Annotated in this window: 15 protein-coding genes; 14 read left to right on the top strand and 1 reads right to left on the bottom strand. The window is 67.5% G+C overall.

Annotated features, from left to right (window positions below; translation table 11 throughout):
- Positions 1 to 22: 22 nt before the first annotated feature.
- The 14 genes from AC2CQI_RS23040 (at position 23) to AC2CQI_RS22975 (ending at position 19863) form a co-directional block, all read left to right on the top strand.
- A complete protein-coding gene (locus tag AC2CQI_RS23040) occupies positions 23 to 1072 on the top strand; it encodes a class I SAM-dependent methyltransferase (protein WP_484577981.1) in 1050 nt (349 codons plus the stop codon).
- 4 nt (positions 1073 to 1076) lie between these two features.
- Entirely contained in the window at positions 1077 to 2357 is a 1281-nt protein-coding gene (locus AC2CQI_RS23035) for an MFS transporter (RefSeq protein ID WP_484577980.1), read from the top strand.
- A complete protein-coding gene (locus AC2CQI_RS23030) occupies positions 2354 to 4726 on the top strand; it encodes a decarboxylase (RefSeq protein ID WP_484577979.1) in 2373 nt (790 codons plus the stop codon). Before AC2CQI_RS23035 ends, AC2CQI_RS23030 begins: the two co-directional genes overlap by 4 nt.
- A complete protein-coding gene (gene pigE, locus AC2CQI_RS23025) occupies positions 4726 to 7245 on the top strand; it encodes a prodigiosin MAP biosynthesis aminotransferase PigE (RefSeq protein ID WP_484577978.1) in 2520 nt (839 codons plus the stop codon). The genes AC2CQI_RS23030 and pigE overlap by 1 nt, the downstream gene beginning before the upstream one ends.
- A 175-nt stretch (positions 7246 to 7420) precedes the next feature.
- On the top strand, positions 7421 to 8593 hold the full coding sequence (gene moeB / locus AC2CQI_RS23020; protein ID WP_484577977.1) for a molybdopterin-synthase adenylyltransferase MoeB: 1173 nt from the start codon (positions 7421 to 7423) through the stop codon (positions 8591 to 8593).
- A 10-nt stretch (positions 8594 to 8603) separates the two neighbouring features.
- Positions 8604 to 9014: a M67 family metallopeptidase gene (locus tag AC2CQI_RS23015; RefSeq protein WP_075804752.1), complete on the top strand. Its 411-nt coding sequence runs from the start codon at positions 8604 to 8606 to the stop codon at positions 9012 to 9014.
- A 23-nt stretch (positions 9015 to 9037) separates the two neighbouring features.
- The gene (locus tag AC2CQI_RS23010) at positions 9038 to 9310 is read left to right on the top strand and encodes a MoaD/ThiS family protein (RefSeq protein WP_075804753.1); all 273 of its coding nucleotides are present in this window, start codon (positions 9038 to 9040) and stop codon (positions 9308 to 9310) included.
- Positions 9311 to 9393: 83 nt separating this feature from the next.
- The gene (locus AC2CQI_RS23005) at positions 9394 to 11184 is read left to right on the top strand and encodes a CoA transferase (RefSeq protein WP_484577976.1); all 1791 of its coding nucleotides are present in this window, start codon (positions 9394 to 9396) and stop codon (positions 11182 to 11184) included.
- A complete protein-coding gene (locus tag AC2CQI_RS23000) occupies positions 11181 to 12830 on the top strand; it encodes a class I adenylate-forming enzyme family protein (protein WP_484577975.1) in 1650 nt (549 codons plus the stop codon). The genes AC2CQI_RS23005 and AC2CQI_RS23000 overlap by 4 nt, the downstream gene beginning before the upstream one ends.
- Before the next feature lie 3 nt (positions 12831 to 12833).
- Entirely contained in the window at positions 12834 to 13997 is a 1164-nt protein-coding gene (locus tag AC2CQI_RS22995) for an acyl-CoA dehydrogenase family protein (RefSeq protein WP_484577974.1), read from the top strand.
- The gene (locus AC2CQI_RS22990; RefSeq protein ID WP_484577973.1) at positions 13994 to 15172 is read left to right on the top strand and encodes an MFS transporter; all 1179 of its coding nucleotides are present in this window, start codon (positions 13994 to 13996) and stop codon (positions 15170 to 15172) included. The genes AC2CQI_RS22995 and AC2CQI_RS22990 overlap by 4 nt, the downstream gene beginning before the upstream one ends.
- Positions 15156 to 16187, top strand: a complete 1032-nt coding sequence (locus AC2CQI_RS22985) for a glucuronyl hydrolase (RefSeq protein ID WP_484577972.1) — start codon at positions 15156 to 15158, stop codon at positions 16185 to 16187. The genes AC2CQI_RS22990 and AC2CQI_RS22985 overlap by 17 nt, the downstream gene beginning before the upstream one ends.
- A gap of 1097 nt (positions 16188 to 17284) precedes the next feature.
- Positions 17285 to 18298, top strand: a complete 1014-nt coding sequence (locus AC2CQI_RS22980) for an extracellular solute-binding protein (RefSeq protein ID WP_075804759.1) — start codon at positions 17285 to 17287, stop codon at positions 18296 to 18298.
- Positions 18298 to 19863, top strand: coding sequence for an ABC transporter permease (locus AC2CQI_RS22975; protein WP_484577971.1), 1566 nt, complete (start codon positions 18298 to 18300; stop codon positions 19861 to 19863). Before AC2CQI_RS22980 ends, AC2CQI_RS22975 begins: the two co-directional genes overlap by 1 nt.
- On the opposite strand, the gene AC2CQI_RS22970 is transcribed toward AC2CQI_RS22975, so the two are convergent.
- On the bottom strand, positions 19864 to 21798 hold the full coding sequence (locus tag AC2CQI_RS22970; protein ID WP_484577970.1) for a methyl-accepting chemotaxis protein: 1935 nt from the start codon (positions 21796 to 21798) through the stop codon (positions 19864 to 19866).
- Between the last annotated feature and the right edge of the window lie 3 nt (positions 21799 to 21801).

Below are 21801 nucleotides of genomic sequence, written 5' to 3'. Positions count from 1 at the left end.
CGGCCAAGTACAGGGAGTTACCGTGCCTCAACGTGAAAACCTCAAGGAGCTGACCAGCACCCACCCCCTGCAAGCCTGCTGGGACCTGCAACTGGCCGGACTTGGCGCCGATGCCTTGCAGGTCGCCCTCGAATGCGCGCTGTTCGATCATCTCGCGGTGCCAGTGAGTGCGCCTGACCTCGCCCGCGCCCTACAACTGGATGCCGCCAGCACCGGCTACCTGCTGGAACTGCTGTGGAGCCTCGGCCTGCTCGACCGCGATCAGCAGCAACCGCCGCACTACCGCAACCTGCCCCTGGCCGACCTTTATCTGCGCGCCGAAGCCAGCGCCTATTGCGGCGATGCCCTGCTGTTCCGCCACAAGGTGATGCGCCAGACCGGTACCCAGCTCGGCGACTACCTGCGCAACGGCGTGCCGCGCCCGCCCATGGCCACCGCCTCGATCGCCGCCGCCTGGGCCAACGCCGCACGCCTGCAGATCGCCCAGGAGCAACGCGCCGTGACCCGTGAAGTCGCCTGCGCCCTGATCGATCGCCTGCCCGAGGCGCCGCACCTGCAACGCATCCTCGATCTCGGCGGCGGCCCCGGCCTGGTCGCCATCGCCCTGGCCGAGCACCTGCCTGCGGTGGAAGGCACCGTCTTCGAATACCCCCTGGCCGCCGACGTGGCCCGCGAGAACATCGCCGCCGCCGGGCTGGGCAAACGCCTGCAAGCCATCGGTGGCGACCTCAACGACGACGATATCGGCAGCGACTACGACCTGATCTGGTGTTCCTCGGTCCTGCATTTCGTCCACGACCTGCCCGCCACCCTGCATCGCCTCTACGCCGCTCTGCGTCCCGGCGGCGTGCTGCTGGTGTGCCAGGCCGAAGTGCCGGACGAGCGCCCGGCCGCCGCCCAGGTCCTGCCTTATTACCTGCACATGCGCCTGCAAGGTCGCCACGTCCTGGCCCAGGGCGAACTCGCCGCCAGGCTCGAAGACCTCGGCTTCCGCGCCGTGGAGCAGATCAACGGACTGCGCTTCCCGGTGACCCCGGTCAACGCCGTCATCGCCCGCAAACCCAAGGGATAACTCGATGGACCGCACGCGGATCGCCGGCCTGCAAATGCTGTTCGGCTGGCTCAACCTGGTGCTGGCGGTGCCCAGCATCTACCTGATGTTCGGCATGCCGCTGGTGATGCGCCAGTACGGCTGGAGCGGCACCGAGATCGGCCTGTTCCAGCTCGCCGGGTTGCCGGCGGTGTTCAAGTTCCTGCTCGCCGTGCCGGTTCAGCGGGTACGCCTGGGCCGCGGGCATCTGGTGCACTGGATGCTCCTGCTGAGCGCCGCGCTGCTGGTCCTGTACTGGCTGATCGGCCGGCAGAACCTGATCGAACAGCGTCTGCCGCTGTTCGCCATGACCTTCGCCATCAGCATCATCGCCACCTGGATGGACATCCCGCTCAACGCCCTCGCCGTGCAGTGGCTGCCGCGCAGCCAGCAACTGCGCGCCGGCAGCATTCGCTCGGCGGCGCTGTTCCTCGGCGCCATCGTCGGTGGCGGTGCCATGCTGCTGATCCAGGCACGCCTGGGCTGGCAGGCGCCGTTCCTGATCATGGGCGCCGGCCTGCTGCTCGGCGTGCTGCCGCTGCTGGCCCTGCGTCGCAAGGCGTTGCCGGTCGAGAGCGAGCAGGCTGCGCCGAGCGGCTTCGTCGCCGACTGGATGAGCTTCTTCAACCAGCCAGCCGCCCGCCAGTGGACCTGGCTGCTGCTCACCGCCTTCCCCTTCATTGGCGCCGCCTGGCTGTACCTCAAGCCGCTGCTGCTCGACCAGGGCATGCCGATGCAGGAAGTGGCGTGGATCGTCGGCATCGCCGGTGGCGTCACCGGGGTGATCTTCAGCCTGATTGGCGGGCGCCTGATCGGCGTACTCGGCACTGCCCGGGCGATCCTCGTCTACCTGCTCGCCGCGCTGCTGGCGCTGCTCCTGCTGACCGTCAGCGTCTGGCTGGACCTCGGCACCCGCTGGTTGATCGCCAGCGCCCTGTGCCTGGCCGCGAGCATGGGTGCGGTGTCGGCGCTGATGTTCGGCCTGACCCTGTTCTTCAGCCGCCGCCAGCGCACCGCCAGCGACTACGGCCTGCAATCCAGCCTCTTCGTCATCACCCGCCTGGCCGCCCCGGTGGCCGCCGGGCTGCTGCTCGACCGCCTCGGCCAGGCCGGCATGCTCGCCTGCCTCAGCGCCGGCCTGCTGCTGGCTTTGCTCCTGGCCTGGCGGGTGCGCCACAGCATCGCCGGCAGTGCCGAGGCCCTGCTGACCCACGAACGTCACGCCGCTGCCGGGGTGACCTCCATCGCTACCGAGGGCAAAGCATGAAGCCACGTACCGTCGGCATCTGCCTGGTCAGCCGCGACAGCGCGCTGCAGGAGGATGTGCAAGCAGTGCTCGACCGGCTCAATCACTGGTTGGGCCATGAAACCGCGATCGCCAGCCAGCACTGGCCGGACAGCGACTCGCGCTGCCTGTACCGGCAGGTCGCCGGACAGGCCGAAGCCTATGTCCGCGAGCATGCCGGCAATCACGGCCTGTACCTGGACCTGCGCTGTTTCGATGATGCCGCCGAAGCACGCGAGGCCTTGGCCACGGCCGACAGCGAAAGCGACTACGTGCTGTTCGACACCCGCCACCTGGCCGAGCAGCCCGACAGCGACCCGCTGGTGGAACTGCTGGCCGCACAACCCGAAGCCAAGCGCTCACCCAGCTCGGCCCTGCTGCTTTGCGACCAGGAACACCTGCAACACTGGCTGGGCCGCCTCGGCGGCAACCGCCTGGTGCGGGTGCCCCACAAGCGCCAGCCGCTGCGCCGCGCCGACCTGCTGCGGCTGTTCATCGATCATCTGGAACACGCCTACTTCAACCGACTGCTGGCCCGCACCACCCTGCAATCCAGCGAGCCGGTGGCCCTGGCCCGGGACATCGAGCAGCGCATGAACGCGCGCTGGGGCGAGCAGTGGGACTGTCACTTCTTCACAGGTTCCATGGTCGCCGGCTTCCTCGACTCCATGGGCGCCCTGCTGCGCGACAGCGGCCGCGGCTTCCACACCGCCAGCAACGAACACGCCCTGGCGGTCAGCGCCCTGGCCGGCTGGCAGCTGTATCGCCGGGCCTATGTGATCGTGATGACCTCGGGGATGCTCGACGAACTGCGCGGCACCCTGGCCAACCTCAAGCGCGCCGGCGCGCCGGGCCTGGTGATCTGCGCCGACTCGCCGGAGTCGGTGTGGTTCGCCTTCCAGGGCAGCCTCGACTGCGACAACGACGGCCACCAGGTGATCGCCGCCCGCGGGCTCTGGCAGCACTTCATCCGCCGCCCGGAGGAGTCCCGCGCCAGCGTCGAATCGGCCTTCGCCGCGCTGGACGCAAGCCCGGCGCCGACCTTCCTGTTCGCCACCCAGGCGGTCCTCGAATCCCGGGTGCAAAGTGACGCTCCGGGCACCGTGGAACCGGCGGCCACCCCCGAGAGCGACCTCGACGACAGCCAGCGCGCCGCCCTCGACACCGTGGTCCAGGTGCTCAACAGCGAGCCGTCGCGGATCCTCTGGCAATGCGGCCGCCTCAGCGAGGAAGAACGCCTGCGCGTGCTGGCCCTGGCCCGGCGCACCGGCATCGCCCTGGCCGACAGCATCATCGCCCCGGGCAGCGTCTGCGCCTACCAGGACCAGGAGCCGGTGCTCAACTACCTCGGCCCGCTGTCCATGTACGGTTTCAGCCGGCGCATCCACGCCTTCCTCGAGCAGCCGGACGCCGATGAAGGCAAGCCCTGGCTGTTCTTCCTCAAGAGCAAGATCGACCAGTCGGCCACGCCCTATTCCGAGGGCCGTCTCAAGCGCCTGTTCCACATCGTCCAGGTCAACCGCCAGCGCGCGCATATCTCGCCGTTCACCGAAGTGGCGGTGGAGCTGCCGCTGGGCCGGGTGCTGGATTACCTGGAGCCGCGCCTGAACGTGCCGGCGACCCTGCTGCAAGCCCGCCGCGAACGCCTGCAACGCCTGCAGCGCACCCGCGAGGCGCTGCCCAGCGACCAGATCGAAACCCTGCCGATGACCCCGAACTTCTTCTTCCATCGCCTTGGCCAGTTGCTCGGCGAGCTGATCGAGGGCGACGGTTATCGCTACACCGGGGTCTACGACGTGGGCCGTTGCAGCATCTCGGCGATGCGCAACCTGCCGCGCACCGATGCCGGTTTCTCCGGCTGGTATGGCCGGGCACTGATGGGGGACGCGCTGATGTCGCTGCCCTACATCGCCCTGAACAACTGCCGCCATGTGCTGGCCTTTATCGGTGACGGCGCGCGGGCGCTGGTCCCGGATATCGAGCAGCGCCTGGCCATGAGCCTGGCCAGCGCCAGCGATGCCGCCGAGCGCAACGTCACCGTGCTGTACCTCTCCAACGGCGTGCTGTCGATGATCCAGACCTACCTGGACAAGCGCTACGCCTGCCACGGTGCGGCCCAGGTCAACGTGCCGCTGAACGACCGGCCACAGCATGCAGAACAGCGCTTCGGCCCGATCAGCATCTGCCGCGCGCGCCTGCTCGCCTTCTGCCCCGACACCCTGCGCCAGGCCCTCACCGCCCCTGGCCGCCTCAACTTCTTCGACGTCTGGCTGGGCCACAACTCGGAGGGCGACGGCTTGAGCCTGGTCTCCGAAACGGCCTGGAGCCGCCTCAACGCAGAGAACCACTGATGAAATTCGGATTCATTGCCCACCCCACCTCCACCGGCCTGCTGCACCAGGTCAAGCTGATCGACCTGCTCGACCGCACCCTGGAAGAACAGGCCTGGGGCTACGACAGCGAGCGCTGGCGCCAGCGCAACCTGGTGCCCTTCGTCGATTTCGGGCGCATCGTCAGCGCCAGCGGCGCCGAGTGCTCGGGCATCCTGCAGTTCATGCCGCTGACCGCCGAACAGATGCTGCGCCAGCCACGGGCCATCGCCGAGCGCGTGCTGCAGGGCGTCAATGCGCTCAAGGCCGAAGGTGCCGAACTGGTCGGCCTCGGTGGCTTCACCGCCATCGTCGGCAACCGCGGGCTGGCGACCATGGAGCAGGCCGACGTCGCCGTGACCACCGGCAACTCCCTGACCGCCTACGCCGCCTACGTCAACCTGCTGGACAGCCTCAGCCTGCTTGGCGTGGCCCCGGAAAACGCCGAAGTCGCCGTGCTCGGCTACCCCGGCTCGATCGCCCTGGCCGTCGCCCGCCTGCTCGCCGAGCAGGGCTGCCGGCTGCGCCTGGTGCATCGCGGCAACCAGCGCCAGGCCGAGGCGCAACTGGAATACCTGCCGGCGCAGTACCACCGCCAGGTCAGCCTGCACGACAACATCGAGGACTGTTACGCCAGCGTGCGTTTCTACGTCGCCGCCACCTCCAGCGGCGGCCTGATCGACCCGCGTCGCCTGCTGCCCGGCAGTGTGGTGATCGACGCCGCGCTGCCCAAGGACGTGATGGACGTACCGCATACCCGCCGCGACATCCTGCTGGTGGACGGCGGCCTGGTCTCGGCCAGCCCGGCGGTGCACCTGGGCATGCGCACCATGGGCCTGGAGCCCAAGCGCAGCATGAACGGCTGCCTCGCCGAAACCATGATCCTGGCCCTGGAAGGCCGCGCCGAGCCTTTCTCCATCGGCCGCGAACTGCCGGCGGACAAGGTCCTGGAAATCGGCGCCATCGCCGCCCGCCACGGCTTCACCCCGTCGCCCATGGCCAGCGCCGGTGAAGCCCTGGGCAGCGACGACTTCGGCCGCCTGCACCGGCACCACCACGGCCAGCGCCCGGTGCAGGCCAGCGATGCGAAAAAGGCCCCGCAGGACCTGCGCCGCGAAGTGCTCAACAGCTTCGGCGAGCACATCAACCCGGTGCTGCGCGAGTTCTACCAGTTCAACCATATCGAGCGGGTCTTCAGCCATGGCGAAGGCTGCTGGCTGACCGACCTCGACGGGCGCCGCTACCTGGACTTCGTCGCCGGCTACGGCTGCCTTAACACCGGGCACAACCACCCGGCGATCAGCCAGGCCCTGCAACGCTATCTGCAGGAGCAGTTCCCGACCTTCATCCAGTACCTCTCCGCACCGCTGCACGCCAGCCTGCTGGCCAAGCGCCTGGCGGACCTGGCGCCGGGGGGATTGTCGCGGGTGTTCTTCAGCAACTCCGGGACCGAGGCAGTGGAGGCGGCGCTCAAGCTGGCCCTGGCCGCCAGCGACAAGACCACCGTGCTGTATTGCGACAACGGCTATCACGGCAAGACCCTCGGCGCCCTCTCGGTGACCGGCCGGGCCAAGCACCGCAAGCCGTTCGAACCGCTGCTGCCGCGTTGCGACAGCCTGCCCTTCGGCGATCTCGACGCCTTGCGCCAGCGCCTGGAAAAGGACGATGTGGCGGCGTTGATCATCGAGCCGATCCAGGGCGAAGGCGGGGTGATCCTGCCGCCTCCGGGTTACCTCGCGGGCGTGCGGGCGTTGTGCGACGAGTTCGACTGCCTGTGGATCCTCGACGAGATCCAGACCGGCCTGGGCCGTACCGGCAAGCTGTTCGCCTGCGAATGGGACGACACCGCGCCGGACATCATGGTCCTGTCCAAATCGCTCTCCGGCGGGCTGGTGCCGATTGGCGCGACCCTGTCCAAGGAAGCCGTGTGGCACCGCGCCTATGGCGATATCGACAGCTTCGCCCTGCACACCTCGACCTTCGGCGGCGGCAACTTCGCTGCTGCGGCGGCTTTGGCGGCGCTGGACGTGCTGGAGCAGGACGGCTTGATGGACAACGCGGCGCGGGTCGGTGCGCATTTGCAGGAAGGCTTGCAGGCGATTGCCGGGCGCTACCCATTCATCAAGGCGGTGCGCGGGCGCGGGCTGATGCTGGCGATCGAGTTCAGCAACAGCATGGCCGGGGGTATCGAGGCGCTGGTGCGGGAGATGGCCGGGCGCATTCCGGGGCAGGCGGCAGCGACCTGGCGGATGTTGTCGGGCAAGGCGCGGCGGCATCTTGAGGCGGCCATGGAAGAGCTGGAGCAGAGCCTGGAGGACATGTTCGTGCTGCGGTTGATGACCAAGCTGTCGGAGGAGCACGGGATCCTGACGTTCGTGACGGCCAACAATAATCGGGTGATGCGGATTCAGCCGCCGTTGGTGCTGGGGATCGAGGAGGCGGATCGGTTCCTCGGGGCGTTTGCGGCGGTCTGTGAGGATCTGGCGACCTTCGAGTCCTGATTGACAGTTCCGGCCTCATCGCTGGCAAGCCAGCGATGAGGCCGGTACAGCCACAACAGATCTCATACCTTTTCCACGCTTTCCCATACGAATCCCCTCCCCCACCCCATTGAATCCTCGCCTGTCACATTTGAAAATAATTCCAGTTCGTATCTACTGAATGGAAGAAAGCGATATGACCTTACCGCCGCTGGTAGAACCCGGTGCCGAGCTGAGTCGCGAGGAAGTGAACCGCTACAGCCGCCACCTGCTGATCCCCAATATGGGCGTGACCGGACAACGCCGCCTGAAGAACGCCAGGGTGCTGGTGATCGGCGCCGGCGGCCTCGGTTCGCCGACCCTGCTCTACCTCGCCGCCGCCGGTGTCGGCACCCTCGGGGTGATCGACTTCGACCGGGTCGACGAGTCCAACCTGCAACGCCAGGTGATCCACACCGTCGACAGCATCGGCGAGCTGAAAGTGGAAAGCGCCCGCCAGGCCATCGCCCGCCTCAACCCGTTGGTGAAAGTGATCGCCCACAGCGACCGCCTGGAACCGGACATGGCCGTCGAGCTGTTCTCGCGCTATGACCTGATCCTCGACGGCACCGACAATTTCGCCACCCGCTACCTGGTCAACGACGCCTGCATCCTGGCGAACAAGCCCTACGTCTGGGGCTCGATCTTCCGCTTCGAAGGCCAGGCCTCGGTGTTCTGGGAAAGCGCCCCGGACGGACGCGGCCTCAACTACCGCGACCTCTACCCCGAGCCGCCACCGCCGGAACTGGCGCCGTCCTGCGCCGAAGGCGGCGTGCTCGGCGTGCTCTGCGCCGCCATCGCGTCGATCATGGCCACCGAGGCGATCAAGCTGCTGGTCGGTATCGGCGACCCACTGCTGGGCCGCCTGATGGTCTACGACGCCCTGGACATGAGCTACCGCGAACTGCCGATCCGCCGCCTGCCGCAACGCGCGACGGTCACCGCGCTGTCCGACTACCAGAGCTTCTGCGGCCTGAACCGTCCTTCGCCGGCCAACGACAACAGCGTGCCGCTGATCAGCGCGCTGCAACTGAAGTCGCTCAAGGATGGCGGCAAGGCCCCGGTGATCATCGACGTCCGCGAGCAGACCGAATGGGACATCGTGCGCATCGAAGGCGCGCTGCTGATGCCCAAGTCCGCCGAGGTCGCGCAGCAGATCCTCGAGCGCTTTGGCCACGACACAGAGCTGGTCATTACCTGCAAGTCGGGCATGCGCTCCCAGGCGGTGTCCAGCGACCTGCGCAAGCTCGGCCTGGACAAGGTGCGCAACCTCGAAGGCGGTGTGCTGGCCTGGGTTCGCGACGTCGAGCCGGCCCTGCCGACCTACTGAGGACACGGCCATGGCCCTGCGCATCACCCGCGCGGCGCTGGAGCAGATCCAGCGCCAGGCGGCCCGGGAGCATCCCCTCGAAGCCTGCGGCGTGATCGCCGCACCCTGCGCGGAAACGCTCGCCAGCCGGGTGATCCCGATGCGCAACCAGGCCGCCTCGGAAATCTGGTTCAGCTTCGATCCCCGCGAGCAACTGAAGGTGTGGAACGAACTGGACGAACGCGACGAGGAGTGCCGCGTGCTCTACCACTCGCACACCGCGAGCGAGGCCTGGCCCAGTCGCGAAGACATCGCCCACGCCCAGGATCCGGACGTGCATTACCTGATCCTCTCGACCTGGCCCGAGGCCAGGCACCGGGCCCGCAGCTTCCGCATCGTCGAAGGCCGCGTGTTCGAAGAACAGCTGTCCATCCAGGAATGAGACATCAACCAAAGGAGATTCACATGTCGGTTTCAGTCATGGTTCCAACCCTGCTGCGTCCACTCACCGAGGGGCAGAAGAAGGTCGAGGCCCAGGGCGAGACGGTGCGCCACATCATCGACCACCTCGACAGCCGCTACCCGGGCATCAAGGCGCGGCTGGTGCACCAGGACGAGGTGCACCGCTTCGTCAATATCTACGTCAATGACGATGACATCCGCTTCGCCGCCGGCCTCGCCACCAGCGTTGCACCGGGCGCCAAGCTGACCGTCCTGCCGGCCGTCGCTGGCGGCTGAGTCCCGTTCACCGTGTCGCAGGCAGGCCTGCGACACCGCTTCACCGGCTTTCCGACTCACCGTTCCACCCAAGGTGCTTCCCCATGTCCCGACTCCTGGATGCCGCCGGCCTGAGCTGGCGCAGCGGCCCCTGCCTGCCCGCCTGGCAGAGCCTGAGCGCCGCCCTGCAACGCCAGGGCGAGTGCCTCGGCCTGCGCCACGCCGATGGCGCGCCCGACGGTCCGACGCTGCAACTGATGCACCCCGATTTGCAACCGCTCCAGACCCGCTTCACCGGCTTGCCGGCGCTGCCCCTGGAGCTGTCCACCGAATTCACGCTCCAGGCCGCCTGCGGTCTCATGTCGGTGCACGGCCGCGCCAGTGGCAGGCTCCAGGCCCTGGGCGTGAATTATCTCGCCACCCTCAACGCCGCCCTGGCCTGGCAAGGCAGCTTTGCCGCTGCCGTCGGCCAGTTGCGCGGCGGGCGTTTCCATGAGGTGACCCTGCAACCCGCCGCCAGCGCGCTGCTGAGCATCGGCCAGTACCTCGCCGGGGCCACTGCGCCGGAAGACGCCGAGCAGTTGCTACCGGGCACCGACGATGCCCTGGCCCGGCCGCCGTTCCTGTCTGCCGATGGCGTGCTGTTCGAACTGGAAACCCTCGACAGTCACCCGTGGCGGCAATTCTGGAATGCCCTCGGGGTCAGCGACGCGATTGCCGGCAAGGCCTGGCAACGCTTCCTCCTGCGCTATGCCCGCGCTGTCGCGCCGATGCCGGCCGAGTGCCTGGACGCCCTGGCCGGCCTGCCGCTGGCGCGTATCCAGGCGGTTGCCGCCGAGTGTGGCGTGGCCCTGGTGCCGGTGCGTGATCCGGCGCAGCGCCACGCCGACAGCGACTACCCGGCCAGTGCCGCCAGCCCGTGGCAGATCCAGCGCGGCAGCGCCGCCCACGCGCCGCGCCGTACAGCGCCCGTGCGCCTGCCCCTGGAAGGCATCCGCGTGCTCGAATCCTGCCGGCGGATCCAAGGCCCGCTGGCCGGGCACCTGCTGTCGTTGCTCGGCGCCGAAGTCATCCGCCTCGAGCCGCCGGGCGGTGATCCGCTGCGCACTATGCCGCCGTGCGCCGATGGCTGCTCGGTGCGCTTCGATGCGCTGAATCATCTGAAGGACGTGCGCGAGGTGGATATCAAGTCCGTCGCCGGCCGTGCCGAGATCCATGCCCTGTGCCGCGACGCCGATGTGTTCCTGCACAACTGGGCACCGGGCAAGGCCGCCGAGCTGCAACTGGATGCGGCCGACCTGCATGCCACCCAGCCGGCACTGATCCACGCCTATGCCGGCGGTTGGGGCGATGCCCGGGTCGATGCACCGGGAACCGATTTCACCGTGCAGGCCTGGTCCGGTGTCGCCTCGCGCATCGCTGCTGCGTCCGGCACCCGCGGCGGCACCCTGTTCACTGCCCTCGACGTACTCGGCGGCGTGGTCAGCACCCAGGGCATCTGCGCCGCGCTGCTCGACCGCGAGCTGCACGGTCACGGCGCGGCGCTGCACAGCTCGCTGCTGAGCGCCGCCGACCTGCTGCTCGATCGCCGCTGCGACGAGCCTTCGCCGTCCCTGCTGCAAGGCCTGTTCAACACTGCCGACGGCGTGCTCGCCCTCGACTGCCAGACCCGCCAGCAGCACCAGGCGCTGACTCGCCTGCTGGGTGGCGATGCCCACCCCGGAAGCCTTGCCGGGCAAACCAGCGAGCGCTGGCTCGACGCCTGCCTCGCCGCTGGCATTCCCGCCAGCACCGCCCATGAAGACCTCGCCCTGCTCGCCGCCGATCCGCGCCTGGCCCCGAGCCTGTCCCAACGCGCCTACCGCGCTGTTCAATCTCCGTGGAGTTTCCTATGAATACTGCCGGCATCATTGATCTCGTCCCCCTGCACACCCGTCGTCGCTGGAGCGAAGACGGCAGCTATCCCAACCAGGACGTCTTCGGCCTGTTCCGCCAGCGCGCCGCCGAGGCGCCGGACAAGGCCGCGGTGCTGTCGCCGGAAGGCAACGTCAGCTATGCCGAACTGCTCGACGCCGCCCTGCGCATGGCCGCCAGCCTGCGCCAGGCCGGGATCGTCGCCGGCGACGTGGTGGCCTATCAGTTGAGCAACACCTGGCGCTGCTGCGCCATCGACCTGGCGGTGGCGGCCCTCGGCGCTATCGTCGCGCCCTTCCCGCCGGGTCGCGGCAAGCTGGATATCCAGTCGCTGGTGCGGCGCTGCGATGCCCGGGCGGTGATCGTGCCGCAGGAGTACGCCGGCATCGACCTGTGCGAAGTGATCGAGTCGCTGCGCCCGACCCTGCTGTCGCTGCGCATCCTGATCGTCGACGGCGAGCCTCGCGCCGGCTGGTCGACCCTCGATGGCCTGCTCGACGCCGCGCCCATCGATCTCGCCAGCCTGCCCAAAGTCTGCCCGGATTCGCCAGTACGCCTGCTGGTATCCTCCGGCACCGAGTCCGAGCCCAAGCTGGTGGCCTACTCGCACAACGCCCTGGTCGGCGGTCGCGGTCGCTTCCTGCAACGCATCAGCAGCGACGGCGCCGAATTCCGTGGCCTGTACCTGGTGCCGCTGGGCTCGTCGTTCGGCTCCACCGCCACCTTCGGCGTGCTGTGCTGGCTCGGCGGTTCGCTGGTGGTGCTGCCGCGCTTCGATGTGGGTGAGGCGATCAAGGCCATCGAGGCGCTGCGCCCGAGCTTCATCCTCGGCGTGCCGACCATGCTCCAGCGCATCGCCGCCGAGCCGGCCCTGGCCGAGATCGACAAGTCCAGCCTGCGCGGCCTGATCTGCGGTGGTTCGCTGATCGACGAAGCCACGGTGCTGCGCTGCACCGAGCACTTCGGTTGCGGCTTTATCAGCCTGTACGGTTCGGCTGATGGGGTGAACTGCCACAACACCCTCGACGACCCGCTCGACGTGGTGCTCAACAGCGTCGGCAAACCGAACCCGGCAGTGTGCGAGATCCGCATCGTCGACGATCTCGGCCGCGAGTTGCCTCACGGTGATGTCGGCGAGATCACCGCTCGCGGGCCGCTGAGCCCGATGCAGTACGTCAACGCACCGGAGCTGGACGAGCGCTATCGCGACGGCGAAGGCTGGGTGAAGACCGGCGACCTCGGTTTCATCGATCCGCAAGGCTACCTGGTCCTGGCCGGGCGCAAGAAGGACATCATCATTCGCGGCGGCGCCAACATCAGCCCGGTGCAGATCGAAGGCCTGGTGATGGGCCACCCGGACGTGGTCACCGTGGCCTGCGTACCGGTGCCGGATGCCGACCTCGGCCAGCGCGTGTGCCTGTGCGTAACCCTGCGCGAAGGCGCGGCGAAGTTCGCCCTGGCGGATATCACCGCGTTCCTGCGCGAGCAGGGCCTGGAGGTGAACAAGCTGCCGGAGTACCTGCGCTACTACCGTCACCTGCCGCTGACCCCGGCGGGCAAGATCGACAAGCGCGCCCTCGCCGCCGATGCCGCCGGCCTCGGTGAAGCCGTGCGCCAGGTGGGCTGAGCCATGAGCAACCCATCCCCTGAAGCAATCGACCTGGCGCGGCGGGTCCGCGCCTTCGTCGAGCAACATATCCTGCCCCGCGAGCTGGAGCTGGGTGCCTACGACCAGGCGGCCGCCGTGCTGGCCGCCGAGTTGCAGGTCAAGGCCCAGGCCATCGGGCTGTTCGGCAGTTTCTATCCGGGCAGCCCGATCACCCGCCTGAGCGACTACCTGGCAGTGGCCGCCGAGGAAGGCCGTAGCGAATTCGCCCCGGCGATCCTCGGCTGCGATGCCACCCTCGACACCTGGATGCTCGATCGCCATGCCAGCCCGGAGCAGCGCGAGACGTTCCTGCTACCGCTGCTGCGCGGCGAGTCGGTGCCTTGCTATGCCATGTCCGAGCCGGACAGCATCGGCTCGATCCCGGCAACCATGCAGTGCCGGGCCGACTGGCACGGCGATCACTGGCGGCTGAACGGCCGCAAGTGGTTTATCTGCCGCGCCGCCCGGGCCGACTTCGCCACGGTGATCACTCGCACCGGCGACGGCGCGGTCGGTGCAGCGCTGTCGATGCTGCTGGTGCCCAGCGACAGCCCCGGCTTCCGCTTCGTCCGGCCATTGGCCTTGCTGGGTCGCCAGCAGGGTCAGGGCGAACTGCATTTCGACAATGTGCGGGTCGAGGCGCGGCAGGTGCTCGGCGAGCCCGGACAGGGCATCGCCTTGATGCAGCGTCGCCTCGGCCTCGGCCGCCTGCTGCGCGCCGCGCACTGGCTGGGGCTGGCCCAGCGCTGCTTTGATGATCTCTGCGCGCGGGTGCATTCGCCGCGCGGCGAACTGGCGCGGCTGAGCGACAAGCAACTGGTGCGCGGGCGGATCTATCAGGTGTATCGCGATATCGCTTCCGCCCGTGGCCTGCTGCGGGACGCGGCGGAGAAGTTCGACGCGGGTCTGCCCAATGCCATCGAGGTCAACCTGGCCAAGCTGGCGGCGTCGGATGCGCTGTCCGCTGCGGTGGATTCGGCGATACAGATCATGGGCGCCGAGGGCCTGAGCGAGCTGTCGCCGCTGTCGGGCATCTACCGGCATGCGCGCACCACGCACATCCTCGACGGCACCGACGATGCGCTGATCAGCACCCTGGGCCGCGACCTGCTGGCCGCTACAGCACCCGGCAAGGTGAACCCATGAAAAAGCACGCCGCCCTGGCTGCCCTGCTGACCTGCGCCATGGGCCTGCCGATGATGATCTTCTACGCCCTCGGCGTGCTCGGCCCGCAACTGATCGCCGACCTCGGCATCGACCGCGAGCACCTCGGCTGGCTGACCACCAGCGCCTTCGGCCTGGCGGCGCTGCTGTCGCCCTGGGCCGGGGCGCTGGTGGCGCGGATCGGTTCGCGCAATGGGCTGCTGGCGTTGTTCCTGCTGGTGGCGCTGTCGTTCAGCCTGATGGCGGTGTTGCCCGGCTTCGTCGGCGTGGTGATCGCCCTGTCGTTCTGCGGGGTGGCCCAGGCCCTGGCCAATCCGGCGACCAACCAGGCGATCGCGCAGACGGCCGATGCGCCGAAGGCAGCGCTGGTCGGACTGAAGCAGGCCGGGGTGCAACTCTCTGCGCTGATTGCCGGGCTGGCGCTACCGGCCTTGAGTATGTGGCTGGGCTGGCGCCTGGCGTTGGCCTGCTGGGTGCCGGTGGCGTTGTTGCTGGCCTTGTGGGTACCACTGCGAATCGCCGCGCCAGCTGCGGGCGCCCGTCCGCCGTTGCGTTTGGCCTCGGCCAATGGCTGGCTGCTGCGGCTGATGGCGATCCAGGCCTGTGCCGGGTTGTGCTTGTCGTCGTTCATCACCTTCTTCGGCGTCTATGCCAGCAGCCTTGGCGTCAGCCCTTCCAGCATCGGCCTGATGGTCAGTTGCTTCGGCCTGATGGGCATCGCTTCGCGCCTGTTGCTGACGCCGTTGGGGGCACGCCTGAAGGATGAAACCGTACTGCTCGGCGGGCTGTTCCTGTTTGCCCTGGGCACCCTGCTGGTGATGCAGCAGGCGTCGGGCAACAACCATCTGCCGCTGTGGCTGGGAGTGATCGGCATGGGCCTGAGCCTGGTGGCGAGCAATGCCGTGGCCATGAGCATGCTGCTGCGTGATGCGCGCTTCGGTGGCGTCGCCAGCAGTGCGGGGATGTTGTCGCTGGGCTTCTTCGGCGGTATCGCCGTGGGCCCGCCGCTGTTCGGCATGTTGTTGCGCCAGCCGGGTGGGTTCGCCGCGGCGTGGACGCTGCTGCTGTTCGCCCTGTGTGTCGGCGCCATCCTGTGCCGCAACCTGTACCGCGCCCGTCGCACCGAGGAGAGCCGCCCCCATGCCGGCACAGCGTAAACGTCAGGCGGTGGTCAACGCCCTGTTCAAGCAACTCGACAGCATTTCCCGGCAGTGCGGCGAGCAGTTCCCGCTGTATCGTCTGCCCCGGGAGCGCAAATGGAAACTCTCGCGGCGCGGCTCGTGGCTGGGTGGTTTCTGGGCCGGGCTGTGGTGGCGGCGGGCGGCGTACACCGAGCTCAGCGAGGACCTGGATCAGGCCGCGTTCTGGAGTCGCCAGTTGGTGGCGCAACTGGACGAACCGAGCCTGAACCGCAGTTTCGTGTTCTGGTACGGCGCCGCCTTTGGCGGGCGCCTGGCCCAGGATCAATCGGCACGGGAGCTGGCCTTGCGTGCCGCCGACACCCTGGCTCGGGATTATCGCCCGGATATCGGCGGCTGGCCGCTGGGCCCCGGCATGGGTGGTGGCGACAACGGGCATGCGACCCTGAATATCGATGCCCTGGCACCGACCCTGGCGCTGATGCATCTGCAGGCGGACCAGCGCGAGATGGGCCGCAGTCATCTGGAGCTATGCCTGCGCACCTTGCGTGGGGAAGGTGGTGCTTGGGCGAGCCATGCGCAGCTTGATGAGAACGGCCGCGTCAGTCGTGGCCCGGCCGGTGAATGGGCGCGTGGGCAGGCCTGGGCGATGCTCGGGCTGGCTGAAGCGGTGGGGTTGTATGGCGGCGCCTATGCGGCGCCGGCGCGGGAGGCGTGTGCCTATTGGTTGAAACGCTGGGGCAAGGGCACGGGGGATGCCGACCCTTGCGCCGTGGCCATCGCCTCCCTGGCGCTGCTGCGGCTGTGGCAGTGCCTGCCGGGGATGAATGAATGGCGGGAGCTGGCGTTCAAGCAGCTTGAGGGGTTGATGTCGTTTGAGGTGCAGCAAGGGTGCTTTGTCGGGCACTACTACCGGACCGGGGCGGATCAGGAGCAGATGGTGGAATCGGCCTGTGCGACGTTCTTTCTGGTGGAGGCATTGTTGACCCAGGATCAGGTGATGGCGGCGCAGGGTGGGATCGCAGGGTGGTAACACTCCCCGAGACACCACAAAACCCTGTGGGAGCTGGCTTGCCAGCGATGAGGCCGGCAGGGACAAAAGGGTTGTCAGATCCGGCCAAATCGCTGGCAAGCCAGCTCCCACAGGGTATTGGGCCAGCCCATGACACCTGGGCTTGTCCCCTGCAGATTCTCAGCCTGCCACTGAACCCAGTCCTGACCCGGACACTGTGGGAGCTGGCTTGCCAGCGATGAGGTCAGCAGGGGCAAAAGGGTTGTCAGATCCGGCCAAATCGCTGGCAAGCCAGCTCCCACAGGGTATTGGGTCAGCCCATGACACCTGGGCTTGTCCCCAGCAGAACCTCAGCCTGTCACTGAACCCAGGCCTGACCCGGACATTGTGGGAGCTGGCTTGCCAGCGATGAGGCCGGCAGGGACAAAAGGGTTGTCAGATCCGGCCAAATCGCTGGCAAGCCAGCTCCCACAGGGTATTGGGCCAGCCCATGACACCTGGGCTTGTCCCCTGCAGATTCTCAGCCTGCCACTGAACCCAGTCCTGACCCGGACACTGTGGGAGCTGGCTTGCCAGCGATGAGGTCAGCAGGGGCAAAAGGGTTGTCAGATCCGGCCAAATCGCTGGCAAGCCAGCTCCCACAGGGTATTGGGTCAGCCCATGACACCTGGGCTTGTCCCCAGCAGAACCTCAGCCTGTCACTGAACCCAGGCCTGACCCGGACATTGTGGGAGCTGGCTTGCCAGCGATGAGGCCAGCAGGGGCAAAAGGGTTGCCAGATCCGGCCAAATCGCTGGCAAGTCAGCTCCCACAGGTTATTGGGCCAGCCCATGAGACCTGGGCTTGTCCCCAGCAGAGTCTCAGCCTGTCACTGAGCCCAGGCATGACCTGGACCCTGTGGGAGCTGGCTTGCCAGCGATGAGGCCGGCAGGGGCAAAAGGATTGCCAGATCCGGCCAAATCGCTGGCAAGCCAGCTCCCACAAGGTGCGGCGGTGTCCTTTCGATCGAGCAGAAATCCGATAGTTAGCTTATGAAATTCCCGCCATGGGGCCACTTGAGAAACAATTTCGTTTACCATTGTTTCTAAATATGTAGCCGCAAGCGAGGATTGACCCGCATGACGATTCGCAGTAACCCGATTTTGCGCGGCCTGGCCGTTTCCCTTCTCGGCCTGGTGCTCGGCGCACCCGCCGCGCTGGCCGCCGATCCGGTGACCCTGACGCTCTACAACGGCCAGCACAAGGAAATCGGCGAGGCCATCGCCAAGGCCTACGAGGCCAAGACCGGTATCCATATCAATATCCGCAAGGGCAGCAGCAACCAGCTGGCCAGCCAGATCATCGAGGAAGGCGAGCGTTCCCCCGCCGACGTGATCTACACCGAGGAATCGCCACCGCTGAACAACCTCGGCGAACTGGGCCTGCTGGCAACCATCGACCAATCCACCCTGGACGTCCTGCCCAAGGAATTCGTCGCCGCCAACGGCAGCTGGATGGGTGTGACCGCCCGTACCCGCGTGGTCGCCTTCAACCCGAAGAAGATCGACGAGAAAGACCTGCCGCAATCGGTCATGGACTTCGCCGACCCCGAGTGGGACGGCAAGATCGGCTTCGTCCCCACCAGCGGTGCCTTCCAGGAACAGGCCGTGGCGATCCTCAAACTCCACGGCCGCGAAGCCGCCGAGGAATGGCTGACCGGCCTGAAGGCCTTCGGCAAGACCTACACCAACAACATGGTCGCCCTGAAGGCCGTGGAAAACGGTGAAGTCGCCGCCGTACTGGTGAACAACTACTACTGGTACGCCCTGAAGAAGGAACGCGGCCAGCTCGATTCCAAACTCTACTACCTGGCGGACGGCGATGTCGGCGGCCTGATGACCATCTCCAGCGCCGCTGCGGTGAAGGCCAGCAAGCATCCGAAGGAAGCCCAGGCCCTGCTTGCCTGGATGGCCAGCGAAGAAGGCCAGCGCGTGATCACCCAGACCACCGCCGAGTACCCGCTGCACAAGGGCATGGTCTCCGACCAGGGCCTGAAGCCATTCGAGGACCTGCGTCCGCCGAAGATCACCCCGGCCGACCTGGGTAATGCCGAGGAAGCGCTGGAACTCGAACGCGAAGTCGGCCTGCTCTGATGAGCGCCGCGCTTCCCGCTGGTTTGAACACCGGCTTCGTCCCGCGACGCAAGCGCCCGTCGGTGTGGGTGGTGCTGCCGGTCCTGCTGCTGGTGGGGCTGAGCCTGCTGCCGCTGCTGTACGTGGCGATGAAGACCTGGGAAGCCGGCTGGCACGAGGCCCTGCGCCTGATCTGGCGGCCCTTCGTCTGGGGCCTGATGCGCAACACCCTGCTGCTGATGGTCGGGGTCACGGTCGCCTGTGCGGTGGTCGGCCTGTCCCTGGCCTGGCTGCTGGAACGCAGCGACCTGCCGGGGCGGCGCCTGTGGGGCGTGATCCTCTGTCTGCCGTTCGCCGTGCCGTCCTTCGTCAGCGGCTTTACCTGGGTCTCCCTGAGTCCGAAGTTCGAAGGGCTGTGGGGGGCGATCCTGGTGATGAGCCTGTCCAAGTACCCGCTGGTGTTCCTGCCGGTGGCGGCGACCCTGCGCAACCTCGACAGCTCCCTGGAGGAGTCGGCGCGGACCATGGGCTGCAACCGCTGGGCGGTGTTCCGCCGGGTCACCCTGCCGCTGCTGTGGCCGTCGATCCTCGGCGGCAGCCTGCTGATCGCCCTGCATATGCTGGTGGAGTTCGGCGCCCTGTCGATCCTCAACCTGCAGACCTTCACCACGGCGATCTACCAGCAGTTCGAACTGGAATTCAGCAACGCCAATGCGGCGATGCTCTCCGCCGTGCTGCTGCTGATGTGCCTGCTGATGCTCTGGCTGGAACTGCGGGTGCGCGGCAAGGCACGGCATGTGCGCATCGGCCAGGGCGTGGCCCGGCGCGGTGCGCCGATCCGCCTGCGTGGCTGGATGCCGGTGGGCCAGGTGTATTGCCTGGGCCTGGCGATTCTCGGCAGCGGCATTCCCCTGGGGATGCTGGCGTACTGGTTGAGCGTGGGCTCGTCGGCGGCCTTCCCGGTGGCGGAAATCAGCCGGGCGCTGCTGTCGTCGCTGTCGATCTCGCTGGGCGGTGCCGGCGTGAGCCTGTTGCTGGCCTTGCCGGTGAGCTTCCTGGTGGTGCGCTACAAGGGCCGGCTGGCGATCTGGGCCGAGCGCCTGCCGTACCTGCTGCACGCCCTGCCGGGATTGGTGATCGCCCTGACCCTGGTGTATTTCGCCCTGCACTACGTGCCGGCGATGTACCAGACCACGGGGTTGTTGCTGCTGGCCTATGCGCTGCTGTTCCTGCCACTGGCGCAGGCGCCGGTGCGCACGGCGCTGACCAAGGCCGCGCCGCAGCTGGAAGAAGCGGCACGGACCCTCGGCGCGACGCCTTTCACAGCGTTCTGCCGGGTCACCCTGCCGATCATCTTCCCGGCCCTGGCCGCAGCCTTCGCCCTGGTGTTCCTCGACGCCATGAAGGAGCTGACCGCCACCCTGCTGCTCAGCCCCACCGGCATGACCACCCTGGCCACCGAGGTCTGGGCGCATACCGCCAACGTCGAGTTCGCCGCCGCAGCGCCGTATGCGGCGCTGCTGATCCTGGTGTCCGGGTTGCCGGTGTACCTGCTGACCACCCGGATGTACCTGAACCGCGCCTGATCAGGCGCGGAACTGGCCCAGGCTGGCCTTGAGCTGGGCTGCCAGGTCGTCGAGCACCTTGCTGCTGGCGGTGGTCTGCATGACCACCTCGGCAGCGCGCTCGGCCTGGGCATGGATATTCTCCACCCGTCCTCGTACTGCCTGCGCACCTTGGGCCTGTTGCTCGGCTGCGCGGGTGGCAAGGCCGATGGCGGCGTGCACCTGTTCCACCGAGACCTGAACCGACTGTTGCAGACGGGCGTTGTCACGCAGCACCAGCAAGCCTTCGCTGGCCTGACGCCCGGCCTGGCTGATCGCTGCCACCGCTTCCTTGGCACCCTGTTGCAGTGCGCCGATATGGGCCTGGATATCGCCAGTGGAGCTTTGCGTCTTGCTCGCCAGTGCCCGTACTTCGTCGGCCACCACGGCAAAGCCGCGCCCGGTCTCCCCGGCCCGCGCCGCCTCGATCGCCGCGTTCAGCGCCAGCAGGTTGGTCTGCTCGGCGATGCCGTGGATCACGGTCAGCACCACCTCGATCTGCTCGCTCTGTTCGGCCAGGCGCTCGATTACCTTGGAACCGGTATCCACCTGCCCCGCCAGCGCTTCGATCAGCTTGGCAACCTGGGCCGAGGTGCGGCTGTTCTCGTCGGTGGCCTGACGGATATCCACCACCTGTTGCAGGGCTTCCTGCATCGCGCGGCTTTCCGCCTGGGCTTCATCGGCCATGCTCGACAGGGCGCGCAGGCTCTCGGCGACTTCGTCACGCTGGGTTGCCGCCGCCGAATCGGCACCGGCATTGCGCTGGGCCATGCTGCTGATCTCGACACCGGTACGCTGGGCCACTTCACCGGCCTCGCGAACGATCGGCTGCAGCTTGTCGACGAAGCGGTTGACTGCCGCGGCCATGTCGCCGATCTCGTCGCGGCTGTCGATGGCCACGCGCTTGGTCAGGTCGCCTTCGCCGGCAGCCAGGTCGTTGAGCGCGGCGATCAGCAGGCGCAGCTTGTTGACCACGCGACGACCGAGGACCACGGCGACCACCAGCAGCACGCCACAGCCGACCAGGGCCAGACCGGCGCCAATCCTCCAGCGCAGGGTCGACGCAGCATCTTGAACGCTTTGCGAAGTATTGGCCTTCATCTGCAGGGCGCTGCCCTGGGCGGTTTGCAGGCGGGCTTGCAGGGTCTTGGTGCTGTCGGCAGCGGCGCTGGTCAGGCTGTCGCCCACCAACTGGTCGCCACTGGCGATCAGGGCCGCGAAACGCTTGTCCAGGGCCGTCAGCTCGGCGTCCACCGAAGCTGTGGAAACGCCCATCAGGACCTTGCCGATCTCGACGCCATTGGGGTTGATCGAAGCCTCGACGAAGTACACCGCAGGATCAGTGCGTGCGGCATCCAGCACCTTGTCGAGGGCGCGTTCGCCCTTGCCCTTGTCGAGCAGGGCCTGGTTGATCGGGTTCTGGCGGTTGAGGTAGCGGGTCAGGTGTTCGCCCTGGGCGTCGTCATAGACGACGAAGAGCACGTTGGGATTGCGCTGGGCACGGCGGGCGAACTCCGACAGGGTCGGTACGTCCACGTCCCAGATGGCCCGGGGCGCCACCGAGGCGAGCAGTTCGGCCATGTCGTTGGCCGAGTCGCGCAGGTTCTTCTCCAGGGTGGTGCGCAGTTGCGCCTGTTCCTCTTCCAGGCGTGACGACAAACCGGCGGTCAGGCGCTGGCGGGTGCTTTCGGAAAGGCTGCTCAGGCCCGAGCTGACTTCCTTGGCGGCCTGGTCCAGTTCCGTCGCCAGTTTCTGGCTGTCGGCGCCCAGACTCTTGCCCAGATCGGCTTCCAGTGCCGTGACCGTGCTGCGGGTCAGCACCACAGCAACCACCACCTGCACCAAAAGAGCGATACCAAGTGCCACAAAGACAGGCCGCAAAAGGCGGCTTCGTAACAATGAGATAACGGCAGACACAAT

The sequence above is a fragment of the Pseudomonas sp. P2S-1 genome, from assembly GCF_057197725.1.
The sequence above is the reverse complement of the archived record's forward strand: the minus strand, read 5'-3'. Positions and strand labels throughout refer to the sequence as shown.

What these genes read in the sequence shown, in the direction of transcription:
- AC2CQI_RS23035 (WP_484577980.1), top strand. Translation starts at nt 1,077, where the DNA reads ATGGACCGCACGCGGATCGCCGGCCTGCAAATGCTGTTCGGCTGGCTC.
- AC2CQI_RS23030 (WP_484577979.1), top strand. Translation starts at nt 2,354, where the DNA reads ATGAAGCCACGTACCGTCGGCATCTGCCTGGTCAGCCGCGACAGCGCG.
- pigE (WP_484577978.1), top strand. Translation starts at nt 4,726, where the DNA reads ATGAAATTCGGATTCATTGCCCACCCCACCTCCACCGGCCTGCTGCAC.
- moeB (WP_484577977.1), top strand. Translation starts at nt 7,421, where the DNA reads ATGACCTTACCGCCGCTGGTAGAACCCGGTGCCGAGCTGAGTCGCGAG.
- AC2CQI_RS23015 (WP_075804752.1), top strand. Translation starts at nt 8,604, where the DNA reads ATGGCCCTGCGCATCACCCGCGCGGCGCTGGAGCAGATCCAGCGCCAG.
- AC2CQI_RS23010 (WP_075804753.1), top strand. Translation starts at nt 9,038, where the DNA reads ATGTCGGTTTCAGTCATGGTTCCAACCCTGCTGCGTCCACTCACCGAG.
- AC2CQI_RS23005 (WP_484577976.1), top strand. Translation starts at nt 9,394, where the DNA reads ATGTCCCGACTCCTGGATGCCGCCGGCCTGAGCTGGCGCAGCGGCCCC.
- AC2CQI_RS23000 (WP_484577975.1), top strand. Translation starts at nt 11,181, where the DNA reads ATGAATACTGCCGGCATCATTGATCTCGTCCCCCTGCACACCCGTCGT.
- AC2CQI_RS22995 (WP_484577974.1), top strand. Translation starts at nt 12,834, where the DNA reads ATGAGCAACCCATCCCCTGAAGCAATCGACCTGGCGCGGCGGGTCCGC.
- AC2CQI_RS22990 (WP_484577973.1), top strand. Translation starts at nt 13,994, where the DNA reads ATGAAAAAGCACGCCGCCCTGGCTGCCCTGCTGACCTGCGCCATGGGC.
- AC2CQI_RS22985 (WP_484577972.1), top strand. Translation starts at nt 15,156, where the DNA reads ATGCCGGCACAGCGTAAACGTCAGGCGGTGGTCAACGCCCTGTTCAAG.
- AC2CQI_RS22980 (WP_075804759.1), top strand. Translation starts at nt 17,285, where the DNA reads ATGACGATTCGCAGTAACCCGATTTTGCGCGGCCTGGCCGTTTCCCTT.
- AC2CQI_RS22975 (WP_484577971.1), top strand. Translation starts at nt 18,298, where the DNA reads ATGAGCGCCGCGCTTCCCGCTGGTTTGAACACCGGCTTCGTCCCGCGA.